Raw genomic sequence first — 25,510 nt, forward strand, 5'->3', positions numbered from 1 at the left:
TCAGTCCGGCCGGTCAGTCGGGCCCGGCCGGGCTCCGGGAGAAGGCCGTGTCCCCGGCCGTCGCCACGATCGCGTCCTTGACGAGCAGCACGCGCGGCGGATAGCTCTGCACCTTGTCCCCGGGATCGTCCAGCGCCGAGGTGCGCCAGACCTCCGCTCCCGTACGGCTGTCCAGCGCCAGCAGGCGGCCGAAGCGGTTGGCGAAATAGACGCGCTTGTACGTCGCCGACACCGCGGGCGCGGACAGACTCTCCACGTCCGTCGCCTTCTGCCAGAGCTGCTTGCCGTTGTCCGCCGACACCGCGGTGACCGTCCCGTCGGACCGCACGAAGTAGACGACGCCGTCCACGAGGGTGGCCGCGCCGGTCAGCGGACGCGCCAGCGGTATCCGTCGGACCTGTCCGGTTCCCGAGGCCACCAACAGCAGTGCGTTGTACGGCCGTTCGTACCCGGATTCGTACACGTCCTTCGCGGTCTGGGGGGCGAGGAACAGGGGCTGCCCGCCGACGGCGCCGAGCGCTTCCGCCTTCTGGGGCAGCGTGGCCGTCCCGGCGAGGCTGTCGGGCCCGAGCTTCATCAACTCGACCGGGGCCTGGCCGGGCTCGTTGCCCTGCGAGCACAGGGCGTAGGGGGCGCCTCCCAGCGCCGACGGAGTGCAGTACTCGTCCAGCGAGGGCGCCTGCCACAGCTCCTTGCCGGAAGGACCGTAGGCCACGAACGACGCGTAGTCGGGAGACATGGTCAGCAGTCCGCCGTCGTACAGGACCGCGTCCTCGGACTTGTTGATGTCGCGCTGCCACCGCCGCTGCCCGGTCGTGGCGTCGACGGCCACCACGCGCCTGGTGCTGTCGTCCGGATCCTCGTACACATAGACCAGCCCGTCGCGGACGCCGATCGGCTGCGCCCCCTGGGGGCGGGTGCCGGTCCGCCACTGGATACGGCCCGAGGCCGCGTCGATCCTGGCGGCCGTGAAACCCGTACCGCCGCAGAACAGGGCGCTTCCCTCCGCCACGCATCCGGGACCGTTGTACTCGAGGGGGATGCCTTTCACGGCGTACCGCAACGACGTCTGCCACGGCCGCCAGCCGGCGGGCAGGGACGCGGCCCGGGTGGTGGCCGTGGAGGTGGAGGTGGAGGTGTTGGCGGTGGCGGTGGCGGTGCTGTCCGAACCGGACACGAAGACACCCACTCCGACACACAGCCCCGTGACGGCCAGCACCGCGCCGAGGCCGGTGAGCAGCGTCCGGATCCGGCGTCGCCTACCGGTACCGGTGTCGGTCGTGGCGCCCGCGGGGGTGGCGGCTGCGGGGGTGGCGCCCGCGGGGGTGGCAGCCGAGCTCGGAGAGGCCGGGCCGCGCAGGGGTTTCGCGGACTGCCGGGTCTTCGGGGACCCGATGGTGTCGGATTCCGGCAGGGCCCGGAGCATGCGGTGGATGTCCGTCAGTTCCGGCCGTGCGGCCGGGTCCTTGTCCAGGCAGCGCTCGACGATGCCGAGGAGCGCTTCGGGCACGCCGCCGAGGTCCGGGGTCCCGAACACCACCTGATACCCCGTTATGTACGGGCTGTCGGCGTCGAACGGTCCCGTGCCGACGGCCGCGAACACCAGCAGCGACCCCAGCGAGAACACGTCCGAGGCCGGGGTGACGTCCCGGGGAGAGGACACCTGCTCCGGCGACATGAAGGGCGGGGTGCCGATCATCCGCCCGGTCGTGGTGAGGCTCTGGTGGCCGGAGGCCCGCGATATGCCGAAGTCGATGACGCGCGGCCCGTCCTCGGTCATCAGGACGTTGCCCGGTTTGAGGTCCCGGTGCACCAGGCCCGCCCGCCGGATGTCGCGCAGCGCCTCGGTGAGCCCCAGCCCCAGCGCGCGCAGTTCCCGCAGGCTCAACGGGCCGTCCTTCTGCACGACTTCGGCGAGGTTGGGCGCCGGCACGTACAGCGTCGCCATCCACGGCTGGTCGGCGTCCGGGTCGGCGTCCACGACCGGCGCGGTGAAGGCGCCGCTCACTCTGCGCGCCGCCTCGATCTCCTGCCGGAAGCGCGTCCGGAACTCCTCCTCCTGGGCATACGGCCCGCGCACGAGCTTGACCGCGACCTGCCGTCCCGACGGGGAGACTCCCAGATAGACGACCCCCATGCCGCCCGCCCCGAGCCGACCGAGAAGGGTGTAGCCGCCTATGGACTCCGGGTCCCCGGTGTTCAGGGGCGTCATCGCCGATCAACCCTTCCCAGCGCCTGCCTGCCTACCGGGGATCAGAGTAGGGCCTGAGCCGCGCCCCGGTTCCTCCGTCCGGACGAGCACCGGCCCCGAATCGGCCTGGACAACGAACAACCCCCAGGCCATGGACCTGGGGGCGGATTCTGGAGCGGGTGACGAGAATCGAACTCGCACGCTCAGCTTGGGAAGCTGTGGGCGTTTGGGGGCGGTTCTGGGGTTGACCTGGGCGAACGGTTCGGGTGCGGCTTCGTCGGGCTCGGCTGCTTTCACCGTGGTTCCCCGCTGCTCCCCGCTGCTCCCCGCTGCTCCCCGCTGGATCTGGTGCGGTTGTGGTGCGGCGCTCGGTCAGCGAAGGCGCCCTCGTGGCGTAACGAGTCAGGCACCCCAGGGTATGGCGGGCCTTCAGTCGTGGACGAAGATGCGGGCATGGGATCGATGCAACCGGACATCACTTGGCCGTTCCCCGCTGGCGTCTTTCCCGCGGGGCTACTGGCAGTGGTGCAACGCACTGTCGTGGACGCGGAGTTTCCGGCCCTGACGGTGATCCATGACGATGAGGACGACTGGCTTCTGTGCGACGGTCTCCACGATCCAAATGCGGACGGCGCCTCGATCGTGGCGCACATGGACCACGTTCTGACTCAGGACCCGTCCCTCATCGAACTGGCCGACATGCCGCCGGGGCACGTTGCTGAACGATCGAGCGGTGAAACTCCGTGGGAGATCCGATCATGGGCGTACCCGAGCGACGGAGAGACCTGATCTGCCGCCAACACGCTTTCCAACTGTGGTGGTGGGGCGTTGGCGCTCGTACGCGGGCGTTCACCTGGGTTCATCGGCGGTTGGCCACTGGCGTGGGGACAGCTCCGGGTCTCGCCTGAACCACCGTGAACGGGGCTGAACGAGACGGAAACTGAGACGGCCTGAGCCAAATCACCGTGGCTTCCTCTATGAGGAGAGATCGTCGCAGTACTCGCTGAGCAGAGCGATGGTGCCGGCGCTCGCTGGGCTGGCGACGGCGTCCAACTGCTCTTTGAACGTGGCAATGTCATCGGCCAGAGCCAGATCCGCCGCATCCGCTGCGCTCTCCGCTTCTGTCTGTGCTCTCAAGCCACCGTCGCGGTCCAACTCTTTGGCCGCCTGGCACGTGGTCTCCCTGTTCGGCTTCCTGCTACTGCCGGTCTCAAGTCCGCATACTGCCTCAGAGACGCTTTCCAGGCCTTGAGCCTGCTTCACGATCTTTGCCGCTGCCGTCAGGGTTTCGTCACTCAGGGACGCCGCGGTCACCAAGAGGTCACCAGACTTGGACAACGCTTCGTCGGCCTGGGCAGATGCCGCGCACGCTGGGACGGTGGGGGGCGGGGGCGCGGCGCTGCTGACTGACGGCGCAGTTGTCTCGGTAGTTGATGCCTGGGACGCGGGTGTTGGCGAGCAGCCTGCTGTGCAGATGCCAGCCACCAGCACGACTATCACGAAGCGATGCACGGCTTACTCCCGAAGCAGATGTGGAAGTCGGCTGAGCATATGACCTCATGCAAGATCTACTTTCCACAGATGGGTATCTGTGACCTGAGCTTGGGAAGCTAAGGGCATCTAGGGCTGGCTTCAATCCTGAGCTGCGGCGGAGGGACGTAGACGCTCGGTGGATGGTGGACGGGCTCCCCGCTGTTCCCCGTGGTTCCCCGCACGATCTGGCACGCGTCTGGCACGAGTCATTCGTGGCGCACCTAGGTTGCCGCTCCCTCCGCGGGCTCCCTGGCGCGCAAGGACCCTAAGAGCCTTGAAACGCGCTAGAATTTCGCGCGATTGCCTGGGGGATTGCACGGTGACCGCGCGACCGAGGTGATGGTTCCGGTTTCATTGCTCGTAATCCAATGCGGCGCAGATGTAGCGGTTGCAGCACGTGCATGCTTAGTTCGACGCTCGCCAAGGGGACACGATGGAAGATGTTTCAGGGCTACCTGAATTCTGGAAGGAGTTCAGCTCTCTGGGGCAGGAAGTTGACTACTTTGTGACCGCCAGACTGTTCGAAGGAACACCCGCGGTGTGGCCTCATGAACTCAGCTATATTAAATGGCGACATTTGGTTGCAACCGAGCTAGGCGTGGACCCGATCGCCGTTCAGTTGGTCGGCAGCGCTCGTCTGGGATATTCCATGAACCCGAAGAAGAGGTACAGGAAGTTTCACGGAGGCTCGGACTTGGACATCGCGGTGGTCTCGCCAGAGCTGTTCGAAAAGGCATGGGCTGAGCTCCGAGAGATAATTGAAGACGAGCTTTTCTCCGACGATAAGGACGACCTGCGGAAGCTGGTTTTCGAGGAGTGCATCGCCCTCGATATTGTGCTGCCGCGGCTGTCCTTCGGCGAGCATTGGTCACGGTCGAGAGACCTCTTCGTTCAGGATCTCGGTGTCGCCTTCAGGAACTGTGAGGTCAATTATCGGTTGTACCGCAACCATGGGTCACTCAGAAGCTATCAGGTGAAAAATGTAAAAATCGCGCGCGATCGCGCGATCGAGGAGGGCGTGGACCATGGCTGATCACGGACTCAAGTTTGAGATCGAGTCGAAAACGGTGGCAGAGTTTCGGTCGCTGGACAAGTCCGGCGAGCTGATTCTCCAGCCTGAATACCAGCGCCAGGCTGTCTGGCCCGAACGTGCCAAGGTGTCCTTGATGGAGACTATCCTGCTCGGGTATCCGATCCCGGAGATCTACCTCTCGTATGAGACATCGCCGGAAGGGGAACAGACCGCGTCCGTTGTGGACGGTCAGCAGCGCCTCACCTCCTTGCTTGAGTTTCTGAACAACAAGTTTCCACTGGAGGGGCTGGAGGACGAGGCCCTACGTGAGAAGTTCGAGGGAAAGCTATTCAAGGAGCTGCCCGATGCCGTGCGTCAAGAATTTTTCCAATACCGTTTCCCGATCCGGCGCTTGTCCAATCTGGCCGACGAGTTTGTGCGCGCAGTTTTCGCTCGCGTCAACAGGGTCAACATGGTACTAACGGAACAGGAGCTCCGAAATGCCTTGCTCCCTGGACCGTTTAATGATTTCCTCAAAGACTGCGCAGCTCACCAGATTAGCACAAAGTCTGGCATCTTCAGCGGTGAGCGACGTAAACGAGGTGGTGATCTGGAGTTTTATGCCGAGGTATTCAGCACGTGCATCTTCGGGCTTTCTAATAAAAAGGCCGAACTCAACGAACGCTATGACAAGATCTCCGCAGATTTCGAGGAATATCAGGACCGCTCGGCGGAATTTATCGAACTGCTGACGATCCTCAGCGACACCGTTAAGTGGGTTGGCCGAACCAGGTGGTCGAACATCGTCGACATGTTCACGCTGCTGCATTCATTCTGGGAGATGCGAAAGGAGCTAGGCAACACGAGCGCGGACCAGAGAGCGCAGATTCGAGACCTTCTTGACCTGTTCCAGCGCGCCGTCTCGGTTAGGAAGCGCAATAACGAAGACGAAGAAACTGCCAGCCTCTTGGCGTCTCTTGCAGCTATGGTCGACATGACAGTTGAGGATGTCAAGGAGATCGTCGAAGAGTACACTTCAGGTATCCGGAACTCGTCCGACCTAGGATCACGCAGAGTTCGCTCTCGGCAGTTGACGTTGATTATCTCAAAGAAGCTCAAGAGCTGAGCGCTTTTCTTTGAGTCCCCCACTTCGATCTGAGCTCCCAGGGCCCTCGACAGCTTGTGGTCCCTACACCAAGTCGTCAGAACCAGTCTCCTTGAACAGTGCACGTAGGTTCCGATGCGAGTCGCTGGGTCAGGAAGTTGGTTGATTTCGCGCTTGGTTAGGCGGTGCACCTCACGACAAGTATCACCGCCGATGGCGAGCGAGGAAGTACGACTTGCCCAACCAGCGGAGCCATGAGGCTGGCGAAGGCGGGACTTCTCGCGATGGTTGGCGCACTGACTTGCGGCGAAGCAGTGTCGCACCCTTGGCCCCTGTTAGCCGTAGTTCCCGCTCGCATGCTCTAACCCGCGAATGGCATGCCTTTCCCGCAGGTGTTCGAGCCTTAGCCGACGACAGCCAGCCACGTTGGAGGGTGCGTCAACCGATCAGGCGCGCGTATGCCAGAGCAGCCACCACCAAGCCTCAGCCACGCTGCTGGTGGCGTCCGTCGGGGCGGCCTCGCCGGCGGGCGAGCAGCGGAAGGTTATGTATGACCCTCGGGGCCACATGAGTAAGCCTTCGTCCACGCACTTCGCTTCACGGGCTCATCGGCGCCTGAGCGCGTACCAGGAGATGCAGCTGTCGACGGATGCCTGGCTGCATGTTAGCTGGCCCAAGGCGATGGTCTGTTGGGTGCAGCGGCTACCAGTTCGGTGGCAACGTGGCCTAGTCTGGAGGGCTGTGCGGCTGGATCCCGCTGAGGATGAGACCTCGGGGTCGTAAGACGGGGGTAGAAAGAGCGTAATGGCCCGTTCGGTTGTCCCTCACCTTGACAAAGCCTGGGCGCGCCTCTACAGGGGCCGCGGGCAATCGGAAATTCCAGACGTAATAAACCTGGCCGACATAAATTCTTCATGGCCGGAGTTCCGAGCACAGGTACAAGCCAGCCTCAAGAGTGGGCAGGTTGGTCCCGATTACGTCGAGATCATTGATGCCCCGAAGAACCCCTTTGCCGTTCGGCCTATCGCGCGCCTTACCGTTCATGACCGCCTCGTATACGACACCTTGGTATTCGCTATCGCCAGTCTGATCGAAAGCCAGTTGCGCGAAAGTGTGTTCAGTGCCCGATGGGGGAGTGATGGCGAAGATTTCTGGAGCCCCGTCAATTCATGGGTGTCCATGCAGAAGCGGGGCGTCGAAATCATAAGCGATAACCATTATCAACTTGCCCGAACGGACGTTGTTTCGTTCTATGAACATATCGACATAAGCACCCTGGCCATCGATATTCAAGCTGTTGGAGCGAGTCCGCAAATAACGGAGAGGTTGCTTCGATATCTGAGAATGTTTCAGCAGTCGAGTCATGCGTGGGGTATACCGCAAGGACCCGATGCCTCAGGAATTCTAGCGAACATTTACCTACTGCCAGTCGATGAATTTGTGCACCGTGCAGGCTTCAGATATCTGCGGTACTCGGATGACATGATGATCTTTGACACGGATAGGGAATCTTTGCGTAATGCCCTTCTTGAGATAAACTCCATTCTCCGTTCTAGACGTCTTTCCATGTCCGGCGCAAAGACCAGAATATATGATCACCGTGAATCGATAACACAGCTTGAGGATTTAGAAAAAGATGCGATCAACTATGGCATAAAAATAGGTGAACCGAACGCTGGAGAACGCCTCTACAAGCTCTTCACGGAAGCAATAGAAGGGATCCAGCGGGATCGAGATGTGAAGTTTGCTCTTTTCCGCATGGGGCGTCTGAGGGATGACCGGGCGCTGCCGTGGGTGCTTCGAAACCTGAAGGACAGTCATCATCTATCCAGTCAGCTTCTGCAGTATCTCGAATGTTTTCCTGATAGGAGGCCAGCGACAGGCCGAGCTTTTATCTCGAGCATGCAGCTGGTTGCCGACCATAAATACGACCATCTTGAGCAGCGCATACTGCAGGCAGCGACTCGCCAGCGCGTTCATTCCCCGACTATTAGAGATATGGCTTGGGCAATTCTCGAAAATAAAAATAAATCAAATCTTCCGCGGGAGTTCGCTGCCAGATATTTAGGGCGAAATAGTACCGTTGCTGATGGGCAGTTATTGCGGCGACAGTACGAGGACGAGGAAAATGTCAATGTCCGGCGAGCATTGTTGGTCGCAATGTACGAGGCCAGGTCTGTTTCCCGGGTGCTGCTAAGAAGCCTTGCGTCATCGGACTCGCATCTCTCGTGGGTGAGTCGATATCTACTGAAGGACCCCTACGTACCATTGCCTCGCTAGGAGTGAAAAATGGTCAGACTTTTGATCTACGTAGCGCTGGCACTAGCATCGGGAGTCGCTAGCTTTTTTATCTCAAACTCTACGATCGTTAACATGACGGCTGGCTTCAGTGTTGGAATGCTCATTCCGGTCGTGGACGAGGTGGGGCAGAACTGGGAGCGACTTAGGCACCTCTGGTATTCTCTCCGATACCGAAATCGGTCGATCAGGGTATCCACGTCTTATCTCTTTCGAATCGTGATAGACGGAAAATTCCTCCTGATTCGAGGTTCACGGTTCCCGAATCAGTTTCAGCCGGTGGGTGGCGTGCATAAGGTATCCCAACAAGGAAGTGCGGCACTGTCGGCGATGGGCGTCGTTGGGGACGATCTTATCCCGGTTGATCCGAATAGTGACGGTGATATTCGAGTTCGAGTTCCGGGGGGTAGGATTGTGCAGTTCTTCCGGTGGTTTGATTCCCGTGAAGGTCGAGAAGACTCCCCGTGGCGCGAATTTCAAGAAGAATTGCTTGCTTCTGGAATTTTGCCCGCAGGCAAGTTTCCGCACATTATGCATAATTATGTCCGGCGAGATGTGGATAAGATCAGATATAGCCCTTGGGCTGATTCGCTTGAGATCCTGGTCGCGGACATTTATGAGCTAGTTCCCAGTCCAGAGCAAGCTAGTGCCTTGCGCCAGGTAATGCAGGCAGGGAATCCAGACCTAGTGTGGGTGACACCCTCACAGATTCAGCGGCGAGGTGCTACTCCTGGGCAGCCCCATAGCGTTGAGGTTGCGGAGCATGCACAACGCCTCCTTTGACTCACGAGCAGCTGATCGTTCCAGTCGCGATGCACTCCTCTCTGGCATCAGACGACTGAACGCATAGAGCGCGGTACGGGCGTCGGCCGGGCTGGAGCGGGGCGGAGACAGGAGCGCAGGCCCGGCCGGGGGCCGGGCCGCGCGCGGGGAGCGGAGCGAGCCGCCTTGAACCAGTAGAGAAAGTTGTAACTCACCTGGCTGGCACGGTGGTTGTCGTATCGCGGTTGGAGGCTGACGTACGGCTCTTGCCAGGCCAGCCCGGGCGGTTGAAGCACAGCCATCCATCGACACTGGTGGTCGCTAGCCTGTCCGAGTGATTACCCATGATCGACAGTTTCCCGAGGCGTTGGCCGCTGCGCTGGAGCTTCCGTTCGAGTACAACGACGGAGATGGAGTCGACTTCGAACCCTTCCCAGCCTTCCTGTCTGCGGAGGAAACGACCGACTGGTTCCGGGCCTGGACTGGCAACGCGGAGTTGAGCGGGGATGATTTCCGCGTGTTCGGCCAGGATGGCTCGGGTGGATACGTGGCGTTCTGGCTGATCCGCCAGAGCAGCCTCCTTGTCGATCAGCCGGTGGTCTTCCTGGGGTCGGAGGGCGAGACCGGTGTTGTGGCGTGTGATCTCGGCGCCTTCTTGTGGCTGTTGGCTGGAGGCTACGGCCCCTGGGAGGCAGCGACCTCCTACGAGCCTGACTGGACGCCGTCTCCCAATCGCCAATTGGTGGCCGTCGCGGAACGATTCGCAGCAGACCGGCGGCAGTCGGCAGCCGCCGTCATCGAGCAGGCAACTCGGGAGTTCCCGGACTTCGATGCCGCCATCATGGCGCTCTGCCGCTGACTCGGTGGCCCACCACCTACACAGTTATCGTCCGGCGCCATCGTTGAGATCAGTGCGAGTTGAGCATCCGGGCCACGCATCGAACGTCAAGCGAGCCTGTCGGGCTTGAAGTCATATGCGCACGTGGGGAGTTCCGTAGCCTGACGGTGTGCCAGTGGCAGGAAGGTCACCGGGCTTACAGTCCAGGTGATGAGTGTCCGGGCATGGGTGACAGACACCGTCCAGGGCACGCGACGCAGTAGGGCTCTGCGAGTGTTGACTCGGTGGTCGTAGAGCTGTTCCCACGCCTCCTCGGACGTGTCCGTGTCGAGTGCCGGTGAGATGGTGCGCAGGATCGTGGAGACCCAGTTGTTCGCCTCAGTCTCTGTGTGCGCGTCGTAGGAGCCGAAAAGTGTCGGCGGTCGGCCGTCGTCCAGGTGCCGGGTCCAGCACTCGCACCAGAAGCCTGGGCTCATCGCCGTCCTCTTGCTCAGCATGGGTGACCGCCTCGTCGTACGTCTGCAAAGAGTTCCGCGGTGACCGTGTGACCGCCGTCGCTGTCATGGACCACGACCCGCTGCGCAATCGCGCTGACCATGCCCAACCCCCGGCCGTGCTCCGCCTCCTGGTCCCGGTGCTCGACCTTCGGAGCCGTCCCGGCACCTCCGCTGTCCGTCACCGACAGGGCGACCACCTGCGAAGACATCGCCAACGCCAGATGGAAGCTGCCGGCCTCTCGCCCGCTCGCGGTGTGGAGGATCGCGTTGGCGCTCAGCTCGCTCACGATCAGTTCGGCGTCTTCGGCCAGGGGTGAGCCGCGCAGGATGTCCCGTGTCCAGCGGCGGGCCCGGCTGACCTCCTCGGGAAAACCTGGGCAAGTGAGTCCCCAGACCCGCGCAGTGCTCGTATACTCGTGCATACAAGTTCCTTCGTGCTGGTAGGCCGCCATGTGCAGCGGGTACGGGCTAGACGAGTTTCACGCCGTCATGGGCGCGGATGGCCGGCGGAGACGCCGCGTCGAGTGCGTCCAGGACGCGGATCGCATACGCCTCGTCGGCGAGTTCGGATACCTCTTCGCGGGTGGCCCAGTGCAGTGCGCGGGTCTCGTCCCCGGTGGTGGGTGTGCCGTCAGCGGCCTGGCAGCGGAAGACGAGCGAGACGATCAGCCCGGTCATGTTCTTGTAGACGCCGGTGAGGGTCGCCGGAAGGGTGATCTTGATGCCGGTTTCTTCGAGGACTTCGCGTTGCAGGGCCTCAGGGATGGTCTCCTCGCGTTCGAGGACTCCGCCCGGAGGCTCCCACTTGCCGTTGTCGCGGCGCTTGATCAGGAGGGCGCGGCCGTGCTCGTCGACGATGACTCCGGCGACGCTCACGGAGTGCGGACGGTCAGTGCTCACGTTCCTCGGCCCTCTCGGATGGCTAGGCTCTCCACCGTAGCAACAACACTCGCCCACTCGTCTAGATACCTAAAGGAGTACACGTGACATCTCTTCCGAGCGTGCTTGGTGATCTCGACCCCACGAGCGATCGTGCGGTCTTCCGGCAGATCGCCGACCAGCTGCGCGAGGCCATCGACCGTGGGCGGTTCGTGGAGGGGGAGAAGCTCCCTTCCGAAGCCGAACTCGTCGAGCACTACGGCGTTTCCCGGATGACCGTCCGCAACTCCTTCTCCGTCCTCACGGGCGAGGGCCTGGTGCATGCCGAGCACGGCAAGGGTGTCTTCGTGCGGCCCCGGCCGCCTGTACGGCGTCTCGCCTCCGACCGCTTCGCCCGCCGCCACCGCGAGCAGGGCAAGTCCGCGTTCATCGTGGAGGCGGACGCGGCTGGCAGCCATCCACAGGTCGACAGCCTGGAGGTCAAGGAGGAGAAGGCCAGCCAGGACATCTCCACCCGGCTCGGCTCCGTACGCAGGGTGCTCGCTCGCCGGCGCCGATACCTCCTCGACGGGAAGCCGGTCGAGTTCGCCACCTCCTACCTCCCCCTCGACATCGCCCGCGGGACACCGATCGCCGAACCCAACCCGGGCCCCGGCGGCATCTACGCCCGCCTCGAAGAACTCGGCCACCACCTCGACCACTTCGAGGAAGAGATCCGTGCCCGGATGCCTTCGCCCACCGAGGTCAAGACGCTTCGGCTTGCTGCCGGCGTGCCGGTGATTCACCTCATCCGTACTGCGTACGACACGGAAGGGCGGGCCGTGGAGGTCTGTGACACAGTCATGGCGGCGGACGCGTACGTCCTCTCCTACCAACTCCCGGCCACGTGAGGCTGGTTCACCTGATGCGGGGCGAGGCTTGGACAGGCGACGACCGCGAACACAACGACGCTTGCCACGAGCGCTGGTTGCGTGCGCGGAACAGGTCTACCGATCAGCCCGGTTACCGGGATGGCTGGTTCGACGAACAGTGCGGTGGCTGCCGGTTCTGGGTCGCGCTGAGTGGAGAGATGGGGCAGGACTGGGGCGTCTGCACCCGCTCTGACTCGGCGTTCGACGGACGGGCACGCTTCGAGCACGACGGCTGCGAGCTGTTCGCCCTCCGAACGGACGGTTCCTTCGGGTGAGTTCGTGTCGGTCTCGGTTGGTACGTGGGGCGGCTTCTCCGAACTCATACACTCCAACGTGCATACTCGTATAGACGAGTGGGCAAGTTGTGTGGCAGGGTGGTCCGCACGAACCCGGAGATCGGGTTCGCGGATCGCTGCATGTATAGACGAGTAGATAGGGAAACTTCCTTGCGTACCATCCGTGTTGAGACCGCCGCCGCGACGATCCTGCTGACCGAGGCCCCGGAGCCGAAGGTCCGTGACCGTCAGACCGGCGAGATCGCCAAGGACGCTGTCAGCGGCGAGGCTCTGATGACGCTCGGCGTCGTCTACATCGAGGAGGGCGAGTCGTCCCTCATCAAGGTCACCGTCCCCGAGGGCGGTGTCTCCGAAGGACTCGCCCTCGGTGCCCCGGTTTCGCTCCCGGGACTCGTCGCCCGTCCCTGGGAGAGCGTGTTCAACGGGCAGCAGCGTCACGGGATCGCCTTCCGGGCCGCCGCCGTGACTCCGGCCGCGTTCCCGGTCGGCGCCGGGGTCGCCGCCTGATGGCCGACCTGACGACGCTCCTGGAGGTTGGTGGTCCCCTCGCCGCGATCGGTGGCGGGGCCGCCTACACCCGGGCCAAGCACCCGGCCGCGTACTGGTCCACGATCGGCCTGCCCGTATCCACAACCCGACTGCTCAGCTCGTACGGCTCGGTCATGGAGGCCTGCGGCCTGACCGTTGCCCCGTCCCGGCTGCGCATCCTCGCCGTCAAGGCCACCACCCGACGTGAGGTCCGGCCCGTGCCGCCCCGCCGGGGCATCATCCGACCCACCACAACCGGCCTGCGGATACGGCTGCGGCTTGCCCCGGGGCAGGAACCCGCCGACGTTGCTGCTTCCGCCGAACGGCTGCGCCACGCCTGGGGAGTTCACGCCGTCTACGTCACCACCCTCAAGCCCGGCGTTGTCGAACTCCGGCTCGTCGGCTACGACGTACTGCGCCGGGTCCGCATGCCCCGCACCCGCAAGCTCCCGTCCGGCCTCCTCAAAGTTCCGGTGGCTCTGCGGGAGGACGCCACCCCGTTCGTACGGGACTACCGCACCGTTCCGCACCAACTCACCCTCGGCGCAACGCTGTCGGGCAAGTCCATGTACCTGCGCCACCTGGTCGCCGGACTCGCCCGTCAGCCGGTCGCTCTGGTCGGCATCGACTGCAAGCGGGGCGTGGAACTATCCCCGTTCGCTGCCCGCCTCTCGGCCCTGGCCACCGACCCCGACCAGGCCGCCGACCTGCTGCCCGCGCTTATCAACGAAATGGAGGACCGCTACGACCTGATCAAAGCCCGGCAGGGCATCGCCCCCAACACCCCCGACGAGGAGATCACTTCAGACATCTGGGGCCTGCCGGAGAGCGAACGCCCGGTCCCGATCGTGCTGTTCGTCGATGAGGTGGCCGAGCTCTTCCTCGTCGCCACCCGCAAGGACGAGGAACGGCGGGATGAGATGGTCACCCACCTCATCCGCCTCGCCCAACTCGGCCGCGCCGCCGGCATCTACCTCGAAGTCTGCGGCCAGCGCTTCGGCGCCGAACTCGGCAAGGGCGCCACCATGCTTCGCGCCCAACTCACCGGCCGCGTCTGCCACCGCGTCAATGACGAGGCCTCCGCCAAGATGGCCTTGGGCGACATCGCGCCCGAAGCCGTAGGCGCGGCCTGCGCCATTGCCCCCGAACGCCCCGGCCTGGCTGTAGCGGGGGACACCTCTGGCGGCTGGTCCCGCATCCGCACCCCGTACCTGTCCCTCGGTGACGCCGCCGAGATCTGCCGCGACTCCGCGCACCTGGTGCCCGACCTGCCCGCCCTCAAGCGCTTCCAGCCGCACGCGCCCGCGCAACCGGTCAAGGCTCCGGGAACCAACGTCCAGCCGCGCCCGGCAACCAACTGACCTTCCCTCAGACCGGTTTGGCGTGACCGTCTCGCGCCAGGTCCCTACCCCTCCCATGCCCGAACTCGGAAGGAGCCGCATCATGCGCGCCCAACTGGCCCGCGTCGACGCGGTACTCGTCCAAGCCCTGATCGCCGCCGCCCTCTCCTTCGCCCACCTGCACGACATCGCCTCGGCGGCCGGACAGGACGGGTGGAAAGCGTGGGCCTACCCGATCAGCGTCGACCTGCTGCTCGTCGCTGCCTGGCGCCGACTGCGGACCAGCAACGCAAAGGCGTCCGGCTGGTGCTGGTTCGTCATCGCGCTGACCGCATCCCTCGGCGCGAACGTCGCCACCGCCGGCCTGCTCGACCTCGGCAACGTCCCCGCCTGGCTCCGCATCCTCGTCGCGGGCTGGCCCGCCGTCGCCTTCCTCGGCGGAACCCTCCTCGCCCACACCACAACACCCACAACGACCAACGACATTGAGGCCGTCGACGTCCAGGAGGACGCTCCCGAATGCCCGCCTGAGATGCCTGCTCAACCGGCCATCGAGGCACCACCCAACCGCCCCGCCGTGCCTGTCCCGGCGGCCCTGATCGAGCACGCCCGCAGGGTCGCTGCCGAGCACCACGCCCGCACGGGCACACCGATCGACACCCCGACCCTCCGCGTGCGCCTCGGCGTTCCCGCGCCCATGGCCGAGGCAATCGCCGCCCAGCTCTGAAGCCGATCCGTGTCGGGAGGTTTTACCGCTTCCGCAACCCTCGCCGGGTTCCGACAACGGCCGAAATGATCAGTACCTCAAGGCAGCACGTGGTGATCACGGTGGCCCAGGACTCGTCCAACCACCACCGTCCCCCGACACAGGCGATCCCAAGTACCAACGCGGCCGTACCGAAGGCGGCCAGCTGCCGCGCCCCTTGTGACATGCCGCCTGTCTACACGCCCTCGCATCCCTTGGGCGAGCGATCAACGAAATGGAGATCATCCGTGCCCGCCAACCGCCGCTTCCGCAACGTCATCCGCATCGGCCCCGTCCAGGTCGCCACCTACTACGACGACCGGGGCCAGGAGAAGCACACCGCCGCCTGCACCGCCCCGCGCTGCAACACGTCCGCCGACCACGACAGCCGCGCCGCCGCCGAGTTGGCTGCCCACACCCACCGCTGCCCCGTCCGCTGAAACGGAGTTCCACCCCGTGACCGTCAGCCTGCCGCTCGTCGTCGTCCTCGGCTTCTTCGCCTGGGGAGCGGTCAAGTTCCTCGGCGTCCGTACCTGGATCGTCGTCCTGATCGCCCTGTTCGGCTTCTGGCTCTCGCACACCTTCCTCGCCCCCGCCATCGAGTCCGGCACGCGCTCCGGCGTGGGTGTCGTAAACGGCTCACATGACTAGACGAGTAGATGAGAAAGGGTTCGCCGTGTTCCTGCCCAAGTACCCCGACAACCCGACCCCGCCGCCCGCACACACCCACACCCCGGCCGACCCGATGCCCGCACGGCGCTCGCTCCCGCCGGTCTCCGTCGACCGCAACACGGTCGTCGCCCTGGTCGTCGGCGGAGTCGTCCTCACCGCGCTCCTGGCCGCCGTCGCCGTAACGGCCATCTCCGTAGCCATCGCCGCCGTGGTCCTGCGCTCGATGCTCCGCGACCACCGCCGCTGAACGACCCCCTGGCCTCCGGGGCGGCGGCACACGACCAAGCATTTCGCCGCCCCGGGGCCCTCTCTCCTGACCGAGCCAGCCAGAAGGAGCAAGCCATCTTCACCCGCCCCACCCCGGCCCCACTCCCCGAACTAGCGAACCTGGCCGCACAGGGCACCCTCCCGGGTATCCTCCGCCAACTCTCCGGCCTCGGCGGTTGCACCAACCCCATCCGTCTCGACGGCCACCGCACGGAATACGACCTCGACACCACAACTGGCGAGATCGGCTCCGTCCTCCACCACCTCAACTCATCCATGCTCCCGGCCGGCCAACTCCTCGTCCGCTGCAACAACCGCCGCACGACCCGCTGCGCGGCCTGCTCCGAGGTCTACCGCCGCGACACCTTCCACCTGATCACCTCCGGCCTGCGCGGCGGCAAGGGCACCCCCGAACACGTCGCCACCCACCCCCGCGTCTTCGCCACCTTCACCGCCCCCGGCTTCGGCCCCGTCCACAACCGCCGTACCGACGGCCGCCTCTGCCGCTGCGGCACCCACCACGCCCACGACGACGACACCCTCGGCACACCCCTCAACCCGGACACCTACGACTACGAGGCCGCCGTCCTCTGGAACGCGCACGCTGGTCCCCTCTGGCGCCGCTTCTCCACCTACCTACGCCGGGAAGTCGCCAAGCGCGCAGGCCTCTCCCAACGCCGCTTCCGCGACCACGCCCGCGTGTCCTTCGCCAAGGTCGCCGAGTACCAAAAGCGCGGCGCCGTCCACTTCCACGCCGTCATCCGCATCGACGGCCCCACCGGAGGCGACACCTCACCCCCGCCCTGGGCCACCGCCGACCTGCTCACCGACGCCATCCGCACCGCGACCGCCAAGGTCCGCGTCGACGGCCCGACCATCGACGGCCGCACCCACACCTTCACCTTCGGCCGCCAACTCGACGTCCGCACCATCCGATCCGCCGACTTCAACGACGGCCAGGAACTCACCGAACGAGCCGTCGCCGCCTACATCGCCAAGTACGCCACCAAGGGCGCCGAAACCGCGACGGGAGCACTCGACCGCCCCCTCAAGTTCGCCGCCGAACTCACCCACCTCGACATCAGCGACCACGCCCGCCGCCTCATCCGCACCGCATGGACCCTCGGCGCCCGCAAAAGCCTCGAACACCTCCGCCTACGCGCCTGGGCCCACATGCTCGGCTTCCGCGGCCACTTCTCCACCAAATCCCGCCGCTACTCCACCACCCTCGGCGCCCTCCGCAACGCCCGAACCGAATGGCGCCGAGCCCAAGCCGCAGCCACAACCACGCCAACAGGACGACGACCCAACACGACATACGTCCTCGCGCACTGGGTCTTCGCCGGAACCGGTCTTTCCTCCACCGAAGCCTGGCTGTCCGCATCCCTCGAACCCGCCCCCGGAATGGAAGGAGAACCGACCAAGTGACCGACCGCTACCTGTCCGTCGACCAGGTCGCTGAGCTACTCGGCACCACCGCCCGCTTCCCCCGGCGGCTGATCGAGGAGCGGCGCATCCGGTACGTGAAGGTCGGCCGGCACGTCCGCATCCCCGAGAGCGCGGTCGTGGAGTTCGTCGCATCCCGCACTGTCGAACCGATCCGGCTACGTCGTACCGGCCTGCGGAGGGCTGCCTGATGGCCAACAAGAAGGGAAGGAGACGCCGCTTCGGCGCTGTGCGGCAGTACCGTTCCGGCCGCTGGACCGCGTCGTACCTCGGGCCCGACGACGAACGCATTCGCGCGGACGAGACCTTTGAGACCAAGAAGGACGCGGAAGTCTGGCTGTCCCAGGTAGAGGCAGACCTCACCCGAGGGGACTGGCGCGCCCCCGACGCCGGAGAGGTCAACTTCCGCGTCTACGCAGAGAAGTGGGTCGAGGAGCGAGAGCTGGCCGTGCGCACGGAGGACCTGTACAACCACCTTCTCCGGCTCTACATCCTCCCGACCTTCGGCACGCTCGACCTGGACGAGATCACCGCGCCCCGCGTCCGTGAATGGCGGGCTGAGCGTCTCCGCACCACCCAAGCCAAGACGACCGTCGCCAAGGCGTACCGCCTCCTCAAGGGCATTCTTGAGACGGCCGTGGATGACGACCTGATCAGCCGCAACCCGTGCCGGATCAAGGGCGCGGGCAAGGAGTCCGCCGCCGAACGCCGCATCGCCACCGTCGCCCAGGTCGACGCCCTCGCCGACGCGATCGGTATCCGCTGGCGCCTCATGGTCTACCTCGGCGCCTACGGCCCGATGCGCCCGGAGGAACTGGCCGGCCTCCGCCGCCGGGACGTCGACCCGGACAACCTGGTGATCCGCGTCCGCGTCGCCGAGCCAGAACGCACCAACGGCAAGCGTGCCCCCGGCGAGACCAAGTCCGACGCCGGTGTCCGGGCCGTCGTACTCCCGGCCTTCCTCCACAAGGACGTGAGGCAACATCTCGCGTGGTTCGCGGAGAAGGGGCCGGACGGGTTGCTCTTCGTCGGTGAGAAGGGAGCTCCCTTCCGCCGCACTTCCTTCGGCCGGAAGTGGCGTCGGGCCCGCACGGTCGTCGGCCTCCCTGATGGCTTCCGCTTCTACGACCTTCGCCACACCGGACACACGCTCGCGACGCGCTCGGGCGCCACCCTCAAGGACACGATGGTGCGCGCCGGCCAGTCCTCCGAGAAGGCCGCGTTGATCTATCAGCACTCCGACGAGGAACGGCAACGCGACCTGGCCGCCGGACTCGACGACATGGTCCGCGCCGAACGTGCGAAGAACCACAACGACAGCAGCGCGCACCACAAGGAGAAGCCCACCGGCAGCTAGAAACACCCTTGTGGTGCGGTTATGGTGCGCACCCCGCCCACTGGGCTAGACAACAAACAACCCCCGGGTCATCGACCTGGGGGTTCGTGTTGGAGCGGGTGACGAGAATCGAACTCGCACTCTCAGCTTGGGAAGCTGATGTTCTACCACTAAACTACACCCGCGAAAAACGCCGGTTGAACCGGTGTCGGAACGCCCCGTCACTGTACCGCATGTCAGGTCCCCGGCGCTGAAGCCGTGGGGGTGTGGCCGCGTTCCGTAGGGCGGACGGGGCTGCGGTGGGCCGGAGTTGGGGCGTACGGTGGAGGCGTGGAAGAGGGTCTGGGTGGGACCGGAGTGCCGCCTGGAGAGTCGTTCCTTTCATCCCGTAATGTGGCATTTGGCGTCCGACGAGCAGCAGTCGGGCGCGGCTCTTGGGGAAGGGACTCATGGACTTGATGGAGCGCACCGTCGTCCGATGTGCCGATGGGCACGTGTTCAGTACCGCTTCGTTCCCGATGCAGCAGGCGGAGCGGCTCGGCCCCGGCCGACTCGTGAGGTGTCCACGGTGTGCCCGGCTCCGCAGTGTGGTGCTGGTGACCCTGGAGAAGCAGTAGAGCTCGCGGGAGACGCGGCGGGAGAACCGGCCGTAGAAGCAGCGGTATCGCAGTAGTCGTCGCTGGCGCGCGGGTCCGTCCGATTGTGGTCGGTCCGCGCGTCTTGCGTATCCTCGGGGCGTGCTTCTCTCAGACAAGGACATCCGGGCCGAGATCGACGCCGGGCGGGTCCGGATCGATCCCTACGACGAATCCATGGTGCAGCCGTCGAGTGTCGACGTGCGCCTCGACCGCTACTTCCGGGTGTTCGAGAACCACCGCTACCCCCACATCGACCCGTCCGTCGAACAGGCGGATCTGACGCGGCTGGTGGAGCCGGAGGGCGACGAGCCGTTCATCCTCCACCCCGGCGAGTTCGTGCTCGCCTCGACCTACGAGGTCGTGACCCTCCCCGACGATCTCGCCTCGCGCCTCGAAGGGAAGTCCTCCCTCGGCCGGCTCGGGCTCGTCACGCACTCCACCGCCGGGTTCATCGACCCCGGTTTCTCCGGGCACGTGACGCTGGAGCTCTCCAACCTCGCGACCCTCCCGATCAAGCTCTGGCCGGGCATGAAGATCGGCCAGCTGTGCTTGTTCCAGCTCAGCTCGGCGGCCGAGTTCCCCTACGGCAGCGAGCGCTACGGCTCCCGCTACCAGGGCCAGCGCGGCCCGACCGCCTCCCGTTCCTTCCTCAACTTCCACCGGACGCAGGTGTGACCGTGGCCGGCGTGCGGGAGAACCTGACCTACGAGGCGTTCGGCGTCGCCGTGCGCGAACTCGCGCAGACCATCGCCGACGACGGCTACGAGCCCGACGTCATCCTCAGCATCGCCCGCGGCGGAGTCTTCGTCGCCGGCGGCCTCGCCTACGCCCTCGACTGCAAGAACATCAGCCTGGTGAACGTCGAGTTCTACACGGGCGTCGGCACCACCCTCGAAATGCCCGTCATGCTCGCGCCCGTCCCGAACGTGATCGACTTCTCCGACAAGAAGGTCCTGATCACCGACGACGTCGCCGACACCGGCAAGACCCTCAAACTGGTCCGCGACTTCTGCCTCGACGCCGTCGCCGAGGTCCGCAGCGCGGTCGTCTACGAGAAGTCGCAGTCGCTGGTGAAGTGCGAGTACGTGTGGAAGCGCACCGACGAGTGGATCAACTTCCCGTGGTCCGTCGAACCCCCGGTCGTCCGTCGTACCGGGCAGGTCCTCGACGCCTGAGTGGCGGGGGCGGCATCTCCTACGACGACGAAGGGCTCCCGGTGTGTGCCGGGAGCCCTTCGTCGTCGTAGTGCGGGAGTCTCTAGAACGTGCCCAGTTTCACGATCGACAGCAGGGCGATGAGCTGGATCGCCGATGCGCCGAGGGCCTTCGGCCAGGGGAGGTCGTGGGAGCGGCTGACCATCATGGTGAGGAGGGCGCCGGCCGCTACCCAGGTGGCCCAGCCGAGGGCCTGGACGAAGGTCGCGTCGCCGCCGAAGAACATGGCGAAGACCAGGCGGGGGGCGTCCGTGAGGGACATGATCAGCATCGACAGGCCCACTGTGGGCTGCCAGGCTCCGTCGCCGCCCAACTGGCGGGCCAGGGTGTGGGTGACCACGCCCAGGACGAAGGACGACAGCACCATCGCCACGGCCGTGATCAGGACGATCGGGACCGCGTTCGACAGGGTGGCGTTTATGGCGTCCGCGCGGGCGCCGTCGAAACCGAAGACCGCGAGCAGGCCGTAGAGGAACGTCACGATCAGGGCGGGGCCCCACATCGTGTAGTCCCGCATCTGGAGGAAGGTCTGCCGGGGGGCGAGGACGATGCCTCTGAGCAGGTCCTTCCAGTGCAGGCGGGGGCCGATCGGGCCGGTGGGGGCCTGGGCCGAGCCCGCGCGGTACGTACCGCCCTGGGTGTACGGGTCCTCCCCTACGGCGAAGGCCTGGGTGCTGCCCGGGTTGTTCGCCGCGTACGGGTCCGGGGTGCCCGGGTGGGCGCCCTGTCCGTACCCGCCGCCGTCGCCGAAGTACTCCGGCTCGTCGCCGTAGGCGCCGTTGCCGCCGTGCCCCTGGGACCACTGCCGGCCGCCGCCCGCGGGGCCTCCGTACTGCGGTTGCTGCTGCGGGTACGGCTGCGGGGCCGCGGGGTAGCCGTACGGCTGTCCCTGCGGCGCAGGGGGTGCCTGCTGCCCGTACGGAGGTTGTTGAGGGCGCGCTTGCGGGGCCCTGCCGTCCCGGCCGCCGCGTCCGATCCTGAATCCAGCCACGTCATCGAACGTACCTGGTTCCAGGGAGACACGTGTCGGGCCGGGGGTTCTGGGCGGGGCTTTGCTGCCGAGCTGTGACATCCCCTAAGGGGCGGGCGAGGGGGACTTCAGGGGCCCGCTGGCGGGGACGTCGGGGGTGCCCCGGCGTCCCCGCCAGCGATGGGGGTGCTAGTCGGCGAACAGGGCGCCGAACTGCGGTGTGCCCGTGGTCGATACGCCCGAGGTGCTCGGCGAGATCGTGCGGGAGCCGGTGGTGGTGATCTTCGTGCCGTTGGAGGGGAGGTAGGTGACCGCGCCGTTGCCGTCGTTCTCGTACGAGCCGACGAGCAGGTCCGCCTTGCCGTCGCCGGTGACGTCGTCGAGCTTGACGTCGGCGCCGAAGAGGTCGTTCTTCTCGTCCGCGCCGGGGACGCCGGCCGTGCTCTGGGTGAAGGACTGGACGCCGGTGGTGGTGTTCACGCCGGTCGCGGAGCCGTAGACGACCGTGACCATGCCGGCGTTGGTGGCGGCGCCGAGGTCCTCGTTCGGGGCGGAGACGACGACGTCCTGGTAGCCGTCGCCGTTGACGTCGCCGAGGTCCAGGTCCCAGCCGAAGGCGTCGCCCTTCTCCGAACTGCCGGGTATGTTCCCGGAGTTCTGGGTGATGCCGGTGGTGGAGGCGGGGCCGGACGCGGAGCCGTAGGTGATGTTGACCTTGCCGCCGTTCGCCGAGTCCGGGACGGTCGTACCGTCGCCGGTCGTGGCGTCCCAGCCGGCGCCGGTGACGATGTCGCCGTAACCGTCGCCGTTGATGTCGCCGATGCCGGTGACGATGCCGGCCTTCAGGGTCTTCACGCCCGCGATGCTCAGGCCGCTCGCGGCGCCCGGCACGTAGTAGTTGGTGTTCCAGCCGTTGGACGTCTGCGTCTCGAAGCCGTCGACCACGAGGTCGGTGCGGCCGTCGCCGTTCACGTCGCCGGCCGTGAGGTGCTCCGGGCCGTACGGGAAGCCGGTCGTGCCGGAGTGGATCGGGGGCTTGATCGTGTAACGGCCGCCGGGCTTGCCGGTGGAACTGCTGAAGCCGCCCTTGTAGACGTAGATCGTGGCGGACGAGCTGCCGACCGCGAGGTCGGCCTTGCCGTCGCCGTCGAAGTCGCCCGCGGCCAGGGTCTGGCCCCAGTTGTCGTGCCCGGACACGGCCGGGTCCGGTACGTCGCTGCTCTTGCCGGTGAGGCCGCTCTTCGAGCCCCACAGGATCGCGAGCGCGCCGCCGTCGGTGTCGGTGCCGACCTTCTCGTACGGCGAAGACACGGCGAGGTCGTCATAACCGTCGCCGTTGAAGTCGGCGTACGCCGTCGTGTAGCCGAAGTAGTCGCCCTTCTCGGCGGTGCCGGGCACGTTGCCGGAGTTCTGGCTCAGCGTCGAACGCTTCGCGGACGATACGCCGGTGGCGGTGCCGTACAGCGCGACGATCTGGCCCGCGTCGGCCTTGCCGGTGACGTACGCGCCGGGCGCGGAGACTACGGCGTCGCCGATTCCGTCGCCGTTGAAGTCGGCCTTCGCGACCTTGAAGGAGTCGGCGGCGGTCGCTGTCGTCGCCGAGAGCGTGAGCAGGCCGCCGGTCAGGGCGGCTGCGGCGGCTGTTGCGAGGGTGAGGCGCAGGTGTTGCTGCATGCGGGGTCTCCTGCGGCATGCGGGGATGCGTGGCGGGCATCCGCGTCGGTGAGGTGGTGAGGGGTGTCGCGTTGTGCGTACCGTCCGTGTTTGCCTGGGGTTGTTCTTGGCTTCACGGGTGGTTGGCGATCAAGAGACCGGTGATGGTGCGTAAGGGTTGTGCATGGGCTCGGTAAAACTCTGAGGCGACTGCGCTGACAGGTGCGGGTTGGCCGCCCGCTTCTTGTCAGTGTCGGGATTGCGGGAGCCGAGTAAAGGGCGCTCCCTGCGGTCGCGTCGGCTGTGCCGATTCCGCTGCGCTCCACCCTTGACTCGTCTCCCGCAATCCCGTTTCAGAAGCGAGCGGGCGGCCCCGAGGTATGGGTGGCCAGCCATGAACGCCCTTGCCTGTACTGCGTCGTGGGCCGGGGTGGAGGGTGCGCGTTCGCGTCTCGCCTGCACGCCGGGCCGGCTTAGCGGCCAACCCTCGGTGGGTGGTTGCTGGAAGCCGGGGGGATTTCTAACCGGTCATGTGTCGTGTCAGTGGTTAGATTTATCCCCGGCTTGCGGCAACCCCTTGCCGTGAGCCGGGGGCGGGCGGGTTCACATTCGGGATTTGAGTACGTCGACCTCGCAACCCGGTGCGAAGGGGTCGAAGCCGTGGTCGGTGAGCCAGCGGATCACGAGCAGGCTGCGCAGGGACCACCAGGCTCGGATGACGTCGAGGTCGAGGTCGACGTCGGTGCCGTAGCCGGTAATGACGTCGGGGAGGTGTTTCTCGTGTCCGAGTGTGAAGGTGGCCAGGTCGTAGAGGGGGTCGCCCGGGCCGGCCTCGGACCAGTCGATGATGCCGGTGACCTCGTTGGCGTCGTCGACGAAGATGTGCGCGATCTGCAGGTCGCCGTGGGTGAACGTCGGAGTCCAGGGGCGGAGTGCGGCTTCGGCCACCTGGCGGTTGCGGGTGACCAGGGCGGCGGGCAGGACGTTGTTCGACACCAACTGCTCGCATTCGGCGTCTAGTTCAGCTGTCAGTTCCTCCAGGGGCTTTCCCCGGTCGGGCCAGGGCGGCAGGGGTGCTTCGTGCAGTTTTCGGATGGCGGCGCCCGCCGCTGCCCATGCCGCCGGTGAGCCTGTCGACGGGCCGCCGAGGCGGCCGAGCGTCGTTCCCGGGAGTGCGGCGAGCGCGAGGACGGGCGGCTTGCGCCACAGGACCTCCGGGGTCGGGACCGGGACCAGGGCCATCGCCTCGACCTCGGCGTCCAGGCGCGCCTGATCCGCGTCCACCTTCAGGAACACGTCACCGACGCGCAGAGTCGCCCGCTCGGAATGTGCGACAACGACCTTGACCTCGTTCTCGACCTCGACCTCGTCCATGGGCCAGCAGTATTCCGGGGGCGGTCGACTGCGTCCCTACGTGTTCTCTTACGGCGTGCAGACGTCCTTGAGTTGGGTTGCCGCCGCGTCGATCTTGCTGGAGTCGGGGTTCGTGTCGCCGTTCAGGATGGACTTGTTGTAGTCGGAGATCGCCTTGTTGAGGTTGTCGACCGCCTTGTCGACCTTGGTGTTGTTCGAGTCGGCGTCGATCCTGGCGAGGGATTCGTGGGTCCGGGTCGGGTCTACCGCCGCGTCGTGGATCGCCTTGAGGCTGTCGGAGATGGTGTCCCAGTTCCGCATGCAGTTCAGGGAGTTGGAGACGTCCGAGGTGTCGGAGGGGTCGGTCGGGTCGCAGGCCGTCAGCAGTCCGGCGGTGAGGGCTATGGCCGCGGCCGTGGTGGCGAGGGTGGCCGTACGGCGGATGCGGATGCGATGGCGGATGCGGTGGCGGTTCGCGGGCGTGGAGGGCATGGCTGGGTCCTTCGGGGTGAGTTCCGGGTGAGGGGACTGCGGGGGCATCGGGGCGGGGTCAGGCCCAGGGCTCTTCCACGCGTGCCTTGGCGGCCGACTCGCGGTGGCCCGCTACCAGGCCGCCCGCCGCGCCCAGGGCGACCAGGCCCATCCCGGCCGCGGTCGCGATGCCCTTGACGCCGTCCATGGAGAGGTAGCAGAACGCGGCCACACCGCCGTTGAAGAGGAACAGGAACCACAGCGTCGACCGCTTCGACAGGAACGCCTTGATCTTCGGCTTCTTCGCGATGCGCGAACCGGCCAGGAGCGAGACGGCGATACCGGTGTAGGTGGCGGCGCTCTTCGCGGTGCCGTCCAGCACCGCCCCGGAGGCCGTGCTCGCGGCGAGGCCGCCGACGAAGAACGACCACAGCAGCAGGTTGGCGACGAACGACTTCACGGTGGCGAGCAGCGACTTCACGGGATGTCCTCGGGGAGGTGTAGGGGGCTTGCTCTCTGCCCTCCACGATTCCGTCGCGCGCTCGCCGTCACGAG

Annotated in this window: 28 protein-coding genes and 1 tRNA gene; 19 read left to right on the plus strand and 10 right to left on the minus strand. The window is 65.9% G+C overall.

The window, feature by feature from the left end:
* Window positions 1-13 precede the first annotated feature (13 nt).
* A complete protein-coding gene (locus R2B38_RS21390; RefSeq protein ID WP_318017672.1) occupies window positions 14-2,212 on the minus strand; it encodes a protein kinase domain-containing protein in 2,199 nt (732 codons plus the stop codon).
* A 414-nt stretch (window positions 2,213-2,626) separates the two neighbouring features.
* On the opposite strand from R2B38_RS21390, the gene R2B38_RS21395 reads away from it, so the two are divergent.
* On the plus strand, window positions 2,627-2,980 hold the full coding sequence (locus R2B38_RS21395; RefSeq protein WP_318017673.1) for a hypothetical protein: 354 nt from the start codon (window positions 2,627-2,629) through the stop codon (window positions 2,978-2,980).
* Window positions 2,981-3,166: 186 nt separating this feature from the next.
* Here R2B38_RS21395 and R2B38_RS21400 read toward each other — a convergent pair whose 3' ends face one another.
* Window positions 3,167-3,505, minus strand: coding sequence for a hypothetical protein (locus R2B38_RS21400; RefSeq protein ID WP_318017674.1), 339 nt, complete (start codon window positions 3,503-3,505; stop codon window positions 3,167-3,169).
* A 652-nt stretch (window positions 3,506-4,157) separates the two neighbouring features.
* Here R2B38_RS21400 and R2B38_RS21405 point away from each other — a divergent pair.
* From R2B38_RS21405 to R2B38_RS21425, 5 genes are all read left to right on the plus strand, one after another.
* The gene (locus R2B38_RS21405; protein WP_318017675.1) at window positions 4,158-4,757 is read left to right on the plus strand and encodes a hypothetical protein; all 600 of its coding nucleotides are present in this window, start codon (window positions 4,158-4,160) and stop codon (window positions 4,755-4,757) included.
* Window positions 4,750-5,862 carry a DUF262 domain-containing protein gene (locus R2B38_RS21410; RefSeq protein ID WP_318017676.1) on the plus strand — a complete coding sequence of 371 codons (1,113 nt, stop codon included), beginning with the start codon at window positions 4,750-4,752 and terminating at the stop codon, window positions 5,860-5,862. The genes R2B38_RS21405 and R2B38_RS21410 overlap by 8 nt, the downstream gene beginning before the upstream one ends.
* Before the next feature lie 783 nt (window positions 5,863-6,645).
* Window positions 6,646-8,121: an RNA-directed DNA polymerase gene (locus R2B38_RS21415; RefSeq protein WP_318017677.1), complete on the plus strand. Its 1,476-nt coding sequence runs from the start codon at window positions 6,646-6,648 to the stop codon at window positions 8,119-8,121.
* 117 nt (window positions 8,122-8,238) lie between these two features.
* Window positions 8,239-8,922 (plus strand): hypothetical protein, encoded by a 684-nt coding sequence (locus R2B38_RS21420; protein ID WP_318021758.1) that lies wholly within the window; start codon window positions 8,239-8,241, stop codon window positions 8,920-8,922.
* A gap of 313 nt (window positions 8,923-9,235) precedes the next feature.
* Window positions 9,236-9,760 (plus strand): SMI1/KNR4 family protein, encoded by a 525-nt coding sequence (locus R2B38_RS21425; RefSeq protein WP_318017678.1) that lies wholly within the window; start codon window positions 9,236-9,238, stop codon window positions 9,758-9,760.
* A 469-nt stretch (window positions 9,761-10,229) separates the two neighbouring features.
* On the opposite strand, the gene R2B38_RS21430 is transcribed toward R2B38_RS21425, so the two are convergent.
* Window positions 10,230-10,658 (minus strand): ATP-binding protein, encoded by a 429-nt coding sequence (locus R2B38_RS21430; RefSeq protein ID WP_318017679.1) that lies wholly within the window; start codon window positions 10,656-10,658, stop codon window positions 10,230-10,232.
* A 46-nt stretch (window positions 10,659-10,704) separates the two neighbouring features.
* Entirely contained in the window at window positions 10,705-11,112 is a 408-nt protein-coding gene (locus R2B38_RS21435; RefSeq protein ID WP_318021759.1) for an NUDIX hydrolase, read from the minus strand.
* 107 nt (window positions 11,113-11,219) lie between these two features.
* Between R2B38_RS21435 and R2B38_RS21440 the strand changes: the two genes are divergently transcribed.
* From R2B38_RS21440 to R2B38_RS21490, 11 genes are all read left to right on the plus strand, one after another.
* Entirely contained in the window at window positions 11,220-12,005 is a 786-nt protein-coding gene (locus R2B38_RS21440) for a GntR family transcriptional regulator (RefSeq protein ID WP_318017680.1), read from the plus strand.
* Window positions 12,006-12,019: 14 nt separating this feature from the next.
* Complete coding sequence (locus R2B38_RS21445) at window positions 12,020-12,301, plus strand: DUF3027 domain-containing protein (protein ID WP_318017681.1); 282 nt, start codon at window positions 12,020-12,022, stop codon at window positions 12,299-12,301.
* A 171-nt stretch (window positions 12,302-12,472) separates the two neighbouring features.
* Window positions 12,473-12,829 carry a hypothetical protein gene (locus R2B38_RS21450; RefSeq protein WP_093627640.1) on the plus strand — a complete coding sequence of 119 codons (357 nt, stop codon included), beginning with the start codon at window positions 12,473-12,475 and terminating at the stop codon, window positions 12,827-12,829.
* On the plus strand, window positions 12,829-14,211 hold the full coding sequence (locus R2B38_RS21455) for an FtsK/SpoIIIE domain-containing protein (RefSeq protein ID WP_318017682.1): 1,383 nt from the start codon (window positions 12,829-12,831) through the stop codon (window positions 14,209-14,211). The genes R2B38_RS21450 and R2B38_RS21455 overlap by 1 nt, the downstream gene beginning before the upstream one ends.
* Before the next feature lie 82 nt (window positions 14,212-14,293).
* Entirely contained in the window at window positions 14,294-14,917 is a 624-nt protein-coding gene (locus R2B38_RS21460) for a DUF2637 domain-containing protein (protein ID WP_318017683.1), read from the plus strand.
* Window positions 14,918-15,183: 266 nt separating this feature from the next.
* Window positions 15,184-15,375 carry a mobile element transfer protein gene (locus R2B38_RS21465; RefSeq protein ID WP_318017684.1) on the plus strand — a complete coding sequence of 64 codons (192 nt, stop codon included), beginning with the start codon at window positions 15,184-15,186 and terminating at the stop codon, window positions 15,373-15,375.
* Between the two features lie 16 nt (window positions 15,376-15,391).
* Window positions 15,392-15,586 carry a hypothetical protein gene (locus R2B38_RS21470; protein ID WP_019075277.1) on the plus strand — a complete coding sequence of 65 codons (195 nt, stop codon included), beginning with the start codon at window positions 15,392-15,394 and terminating at the stop codon, window positions 15,584-15,586.
* A gap of 25 nt (window positions 15,587-15,611) precedes the next feature.
* A complete protein-coding gene (locus R2B38_RS21475; protein WP_318021760.1) occupies window positions 15,612-15,854 on the plus strand; it encodes a SpdD protein in 243 nt (80 codons plus the stop codon).
* Between the two features lie 140 nt (window positions 15,855-15,994).
* The gene (locus R2B38_RS21480; RefSeq protein ID WP_318021761.1) at window positions 15,995-17,302 is read left to right on the plus strand and encodes a replication initiator; all 1,308 of its coding nucleotides are present in this window, start codon (window positions 15,995-15,997) and stop codon (window positions 17,300-17,302) included.
* Window positions 17,299-17,511 carry an excisionase family DNA-binding protein gene (locus R2B38_RS21485; protein WP_318017685.1) on the plus strand — a complete coding sequence of 71 codons (213 nt, stop codon included), beginning with the start codon at window positions 17,299-17,301 and terminating at the stop codon, window positions 17,509-17,511. The genes R2B38_RS21480 and R2B38_RS21485 overlap by 4 nt, the downstream gene beginning before the upstream one ends.
* On the plus strand, window positions 17,511-18,677 hold the full coding sequence (locus R2B38_RS21490) for a tyrosine-type recombinase/integrase (RefSeq protein ID WP_318017686.1): 1,167 nt from the start codon (window positions 17,511-17,513) through the stop codon (window positions 18,675-18,677). Before R2B38_RS21485 ends, R2B38_RS21490 begins: the two co-directional genes overlap by 1 nt.
* A gap of 90 nt (window positions 18,678-18,767) precedes the next feature.
* Here the strand turns inward: R2B38_RS21490 and R2B38_RS21495 are convergent.
* A tRNA-Gly gene (locus R2B38_RS21495) sits at window positions 18,768-18,841 on the minus strand.
* A 552-nt stretch (window positions 18,842-19,393) separates the two neighbouring features.
* Here R2B38_RS21495 and dcd point away from each other — a divergent pair.
* Together dcd and R2B38_RS21505 are read left to right on the plus strand one after the other, a co-directional pair.
* Window positions 19,394-19,969: a dCTP deaminase gene (dcd, locus tag R2B38_RS21500; RefSeq protein ID WP_318017687.1), complete on the plus strand. Its 576-nt coding sequence runs from the start codon at window positions 19,394-19,396 to the stop codon at window positions 19,967-19,969.
* 2 nt (window positions 19,970-19,971) lie between these two features.
* Window positions 19,972-20,469, plus strand: coding sequence for a phosphoribosyltransferase (locus R2B38_RS21505; protein ID WP_318017688.1), 498 nt, complete (start codon window positions 19,972-19,974; stop codon window positions 20,467-20,469).
* 82 nt (window positions 20,470-20,551) lie between these two features.
* Here R2B38_RS21505 and R2B38_RS21510 read toward each other — a convergent pair whose 3' ends face one another.
* The 5 genes from R2B38_RS21510 to R2B38_RS21530 form a co-directional block, all read right to left on the minus strand.
* Window positions 20,552-21,580 carry a Yip1 family protein gene (locus R2B38_RS21510; RefSeq protein ID WP_318017689.1) on the minus strand — a complete coding sequence of 343 codons (1,029 nt, stop codon included), beginning with the start codon at window positions 21,578-21,580 and terminating at the stop codon, window positions 20,552-20,554.
* Window positions 21,581-21,667: 87 nt separating this feature from the next.
* Window positions 21,668-23,152 carry an FG-GAP and VCBS repeat-containing protein gene (locus R2B38_RS21515; protein WP_318017690.1) on the minus strand — a complete coding sequence of 495 codons (1,485 nt, stop codon included), beginning with the start codon at window positions 23,150-23,152 and terminating at the stop codon, window positions 21,668-21,670.
* A gap of 582 nt (window positions 23,153-23,734) precedes the next feature.
* Window positions 23,735-24,505: a phosphotransferase gene (locus R2B38_RS21520; protein WP_318017691.1), complete on the minus strand. Its 771-nt coding sequence runs from the start codon at window positions 24,503-24,505 to the stop codon at window positions 23,735-23,737.
* A gap of 48 nt (window positions 24,506-24,553) precedes the next feature.
* On the minus strand, window positions 24,554-24,976 hold the full coding sequence (locus tag R2B38_RS21525; protein ID WP_318017692.1) for a hypothetical protein: 423 nt from the start codon (window positions 24,974-24,976) through the stop codon (window positions 24,554-24,556).
* A gap of 58 nt (window positions 24,977-25,034) precedes the next feature.
* Complete coding sequence (locus R2B38_RS21530) at window positions 25,035-25,436, minus strand: hypothetical protein (protein WP_318017693.1); 402 nt, start codon at window positions 25,434-25,436, stop codon at window positions 25,035-25,037.
* Between the last annotated feature and the right edge of the window lie 74 nt (window positions 25,437-25,510).

Origin of the sequence: Streptomyces sp. N50 (assembly GCF_033335955.1) — a bacterium.
Lineage (GTDB): Bacteria > Actinomycetota > Actinomycetes > Streptomycetales > Streptomycetaceae > Streptomyces.